At 46.2% G+C, this 4,806-nt stretch carries 4 protein-coding genes and 1 pseudogene; 1 reads left to right on the forward strand and 4 read right to left on the reverse strand.

Annotated features, from left to right (window positions below):
• Positions 1-354, forward strand: a pseudogene (locus RMO35_RS22010) (RNA methyltransferase); the annotation flags it as partial.
• Between the two features lie 141 nt (positions 355-495).
• On the opposite strand, the gene RMO35_RS22015 reads toward RMO35_RS22010, so the two are convergent.
• The 4 genes from RMO35_RS22015 to RMO35_RS22030 all read right to left on the reverse strand — a co-directional run.
• Positions 496-990 carry a cupredoxin domain-containing protein gene (locus RMO35_RS22015; RefSeq protein ID WP_309744320.1) on the reverse strand — a complete coding sequence of 165 codons (495 nt, stop codon included), beginning with the start codon at positions 988-990 and terminating at the stop codon, positions 496-498.
• Positions 987-3,251, reverse strand: a complete 2,265-nt coding sequence (locus RMO35_RS22020) for a heavy metal translocating P-type ATPase (protein ID WP_309744323.1) — start codon at positions 3,249-3,251, stop codon at positions 987-989. Before RMO35_RS22020 ends, RMO35_RS22015 begins: the two co-directional genes overlap by 4 nt.
• Positions 3,252-3,455: 204 nt before the next feature.
• Positions 3,456-3,953, reverse strand: coding sequence for a hypothetical protein (locus RMO35_RS22025; RefSeq protein ID WP_309744325.1), 498 nt, complete (start codon positions 3,951-3,953; stop codon positions 3,456-3,458).
• 258 nt (positions 3,954-4,211) lie between these two features.
• Positions 4,212-4,806: efflux RND transporter permease subunit (locus tag RMO35_RS22030; protein WP_309744327.1), on the reverse strand; the 595-nt coding region annotated here is incomplete at its 5' end.

Below are 4,806 nucleotides of genomic sequence, written 5' to 3' on the forward strand. Positions count from 1 at the left end.
AGCGATCGCAATTTTGAAGTCATCGAACAGGCGCGATCGAATGCCCGCAGTTCGGGAGTAGAAAGATATATTCAGTTCTTGCAGCAGGAACTAGCCGACGTGGAAGCTCCCGCAGATTCGGGGGTGCTCATGTGCAATCCGCCCTATGGCGAACGCTTGGGACGCGATGAAGATTTGGGCGCTTTTTATCGGCTCTTGGGCGATGTCCTCAAAGAGCGGTTTAAAGGGTGGACGGCGTATGTCCTCAGTGGCAATAAGGAGCTAGCAAAATCGATCGGGCTGCGATCGGCTGCCCGCACGACTGTTTATAACGGGACGATCGCCTGTCAACTGATGAAATACGAGCTGTATTAGAGATGGGAGATGGGAGAGGGTAGAGGGTAGCAATTGCTAGTTCGATCGTGGTGAAGTTAATTGTTAAACTTATGTAACTTAGGTTAACGGTACCGCTGTCTGAGCGAAATCATGTCTATCTCAAGCCGTGTTTGGGGACAGCTACCCTGTCACCTCAATTACTCCCCGAAACATTCTCATCCCGCAAGTAAAAGTATATTCCCCTATTTTAGTTGGGATGAATTCAACAGTTGTTGTTTGCCCGACGGGTAAACGGGTGCTAATCCCAAAGTCGGGAATTAACACTTCGTCCAGACAAGAATTACTATCTAATCGATCGAATGACAACCGCACGGGTTCACCGCTATTGACAATAACTCGATCTGGACGATAGCCACCATCAACTGTTACTAATACCGATTGCACTCCATTACTTTGAGTTGCTTGTTGCTGTTGTTGTTTGCGTCCTAGAAACCACCACAGCTCGGCACCAATTAGCGTCAGTCCGCCCAGGATTACACCGACTTTGATGGGTAAAGGTTGCTCGATGGGTTGAAACGAGCGATCTGTAGGTAAGTGTTGCATTTGAGAGTTACCCACACCCGCCGGAAAAAGCGAAAGTAGTGCTGTCCCGACTAAAATTGCTGCCAGTTTCATATGTTCGCTCCTTTTAATCTCAAAGCATTGAGGACGACTGAAATCGAGCTAAATGCCATTGCTGCTCCGGCGATCGCAGGATTGAGCAGCCAACCTGTAAGTGGGAACAGAATTCCCGCTGCGATCGGGATGCCCAGCACGTTATAGCCTAGTGCCCAAAATAGATTCTGCTGAATATTTTGCATCGTGGCGCGACTGAGCCGAATTGCCGTCACAATCCCCTGTAAGTCCCCTGAAATCAGCGTAATGTCACTTGCGGCGATCGCGACATCCGTACCCGTGCCGATCGCCATCCCGACATCAGCCTGAGCAAGTGCAGGGGCATCATTAATCCCGTCTCCCACCATCGCGACAACTTTCTTCTCTTTCACTTGCAAAGTCTGAATCGTCTGCGCTTTTTGGTCGGGGCGGACTTCGGCTAAGACGCGCTTAATCCCCACGCGATCGGCGATCGCTTTGGCGGTACGCTGATTATCGCCAGTTAGCATCACTACTTCAATGCCCATTTTCTGTAGGGTTTGAATCGCTTTGGCAGAGGTAGGTTTGACGGTATCAGCAACTGCGATCGCAGCTTGTAAATGCCCGTCAACAGCAACAAAAACTACAGTTTTTCCGGCGTCTTCCCAGTCTTCTTTCTGGGCTTGGAATACTGCTGAATTTATCCCCATTTCATCAAACCAACGTTGAGTCCCGATCGATACCTGCTGCCCTGTTACAGTACCCTGGACACCACTTCCGGCGATCGCTTCAAAATGTTCGACAGTCGGTAATTGCGAGCCTTTATTTTGTTCGCGCGCATATTGCAACAAGGCTTCAGCTAGAGGATGTTCGGAGTTGCTCTCTAAAGCACCGATCGATCGCCATAAAGTCAGTGGGGCTAGCACGCCAGGACTGCTAGGAATGAGATCTAAGATCGAGGTAGTATCGGTAACAACTGGCTTACCTTGAGTAATGGTGCCTGTTTTATCCAGCACGATCGTGTGGATTTGACGGGCAAGTTCTAAGCTTTCTGCCCCTTTAATCAAAATGCCATGTTCTGCCCCCTTGCCGATGCCGACAGTGACCGATGTGGGCGTTGCTAGACCTAAAGCGCAGGGACAAGCGATAATTAATACGCCAACCATCGTGACGATCGAAAGCGTGAAATTCCCGATCGTTAGAAACCAGACTACAAAAGTGATAACTGCGATCGCCAGAATCACCGGAACGAACCAGCCAGTGATATTATCTGCTAATTTTTGGATTGGGGCTTTAGAATTTTGGGCTTGTTGGACTAACTTAACAATCTGCGCCAACGCGGTATCTTTACCGATTTTGGTCGCCCGAAACAGAAAGCTACCCATCTTATTGAGGGTTGCGCCGACAACTTCATCGCCGACTTGTTTAGTCACGGGAAAACTTTCGCCTGTGAGCATCGATTCATCCACAGTTGAATATCCCGACACCACTTCACCATCGACGGGGATTTTTTCACCAGGACGTACTACTACAATATCTGCAAGGGCGACTTCGGCGATCGGGATGTCAAGTTCTCTACCATCCCGCACCACCCGCGCCGTTTTTGCCTGTAATCCCATCAATGCCTGAATTGCCGATGAGGTAGCTCCTTTGGCACGATTTTCCAACCATCTTCCCAGCAGCGTCAAAGTGATAATCATCGCAGTCGCTTCATAATAGACTTCTGCGGATAACCCTTGGGTTGTAAAGTAATTAGGGTTTAGAGTTACCCAGAGTGAATAGAAAAAGGCGATACTCGTGCCGAGCGCAATTAGGGTATTCATATCGGCGGTACGGTGGCGAAATGCCTTCCATGCCGATATTTGAAATTCTCTACCCACCCAAAACTGCACGGGTGATGCGAGAGCTAGCTGTACCCAGGGATTTTCGAGTTGAGCGAGGAAGGATGGCAGGGTGAGATTGAAATGGCTCAGACTGCCGATGACGAGCAGGATACTGAGTATGGCACCGACTAAAACTCTACGCTGAAGATTTCGCTCCTCTCGTTGTTGTTGCACATTTCCGGCATCATCTTCAATGCTCAGATCTGCTGGGATAATTTGTGCCTCATACCCAACATCAACAACTGCTTTAGTGATGATATTGATATTAGTCTGTTTGGGATCGTAGCGCACGGTTGCTCGATCGCTACTAAAATTGACGTTACCTTCTACTACCCCTGGCACATTCAGAATTGCCTGCTCGATATTATTTGCACACGAGGCGCAACTCATCCCTTTGAGCTTGAGATTTAAATCTTCCATATACTTTTGATGTGAAGAATGTTGATGAGCGGCTAAATCTCGCAGATCGAGCGGATCTTGCTACGCTACTTGGTAGCCAGCCGCTGTATGCGTTCTAAATGTACTTATTCTTATTATCAACTCTCTAGTCAGCTAGAGAGTCAAGAGGGTGAGTAAATTCTAGGAGGAATCGGCAATCGATTCCTCTTCCAAAATATCCTTTATTCATCTATCGAAATTAAACCGACCATCAGCTCGATCGCTACCGATCGTTGCAGTAATTTTGACTTGATATTGACCAGTGACTTTCTCTTTTAATACTGCTGCATAATGTTTACCACTGGTATCATAACTAAGTGGAATAGTCTTCAGTTTACCATCTGGTAATTGGACATCAGCAGTGACCTTCGCATTGGTAATAGCTTCATAAATATCACCTCTTTGCAGATATAAATCTAAGTGAGTATCATTAATACCCTTCTCTGGAATGAACTCTAAGTGATATTTACCCGACTCTACTACTTGCCCACCCTTATTACTCTTACCACCCTTGCTACTTTCAGCTTGAGCCGTAGTCGTTGCTGCTGGAGTTGCAGTTTCCGCTGTAGGTGTAGCAGTATTTGGGTTAGTCGAATCGCTGGTTGTTGACTCTTTGCTACAGGCTACCAGTAATAATAGTCCAGCACTAGCTAAGAGGATAATTCCTGGCGTTAATAATTTCATGTCCGCACTCCTAATTGAATATATTTGTCGAAATTAAATAGACTTTCGCCATAAAATTGCATGTCTCATTTGCGATTCTCTTTCAGAGAGGCTATGCCAACGATCCGCTTGAGAGAAATAGACTTCACCGATCGAGTCGGTCTGTCTATTATAAATAGCCAAGATGAAATCCAGATGAAATGAAGAAATCCAGCTATTATTTAATCGATTGTGGTTGTCAAATTTTCTTTCCCGATCGACATTTGAGCTTGCTATAGTTTACATATGCGTAGAAAATTGTTCTGCTGTGGGTTCTTCCACTTTTTTCGGAAATAAATGCTTGCCAAACTTGGCATATAGAGCGGGCAATACCAATAATGTAATCGCCGTAGAAGTAAACAAACCACCAAAGACCACGATCGATAACGGCTGTAATAATTCCTGTCCCGATCCACCTTGAAATACCATCGGTGCTAAACCTAATCCCGAAGTTAACGCCGTCATCAAGATCGCATTTAATCGCTCCATCGAACCTTTGACAATGATTTCCTGCATGGGCATTCCTTCAGCGTATTTAGTATTATAGTTATCTACTAGCAGTAATCCGTTCCGAGTTGCCACCCCAAATAAGGATACAAATCCTACTAGAGATGCGATCGAAATCACGCCACCTGTCAGAGCCACCGCAATGACCCCACCTACCAAAGCAATTGGTAAATTAATCATAATCATTAGCGTTGAGGGGATCGATTTAACAGAAAGATACATCAAGACAGTAATTGCTACAAACGCGATCCCGCTGAAAACTAAAATGTTTTTACTGGCACGTTCTTCAGCTTCAAATTGACCTGCATATTGAATAAAATATCCCGTT

It is taken from the genome of Chamaesiphon sp. OTE_20_metabat_361 (genome assembly GCF_031364565.1).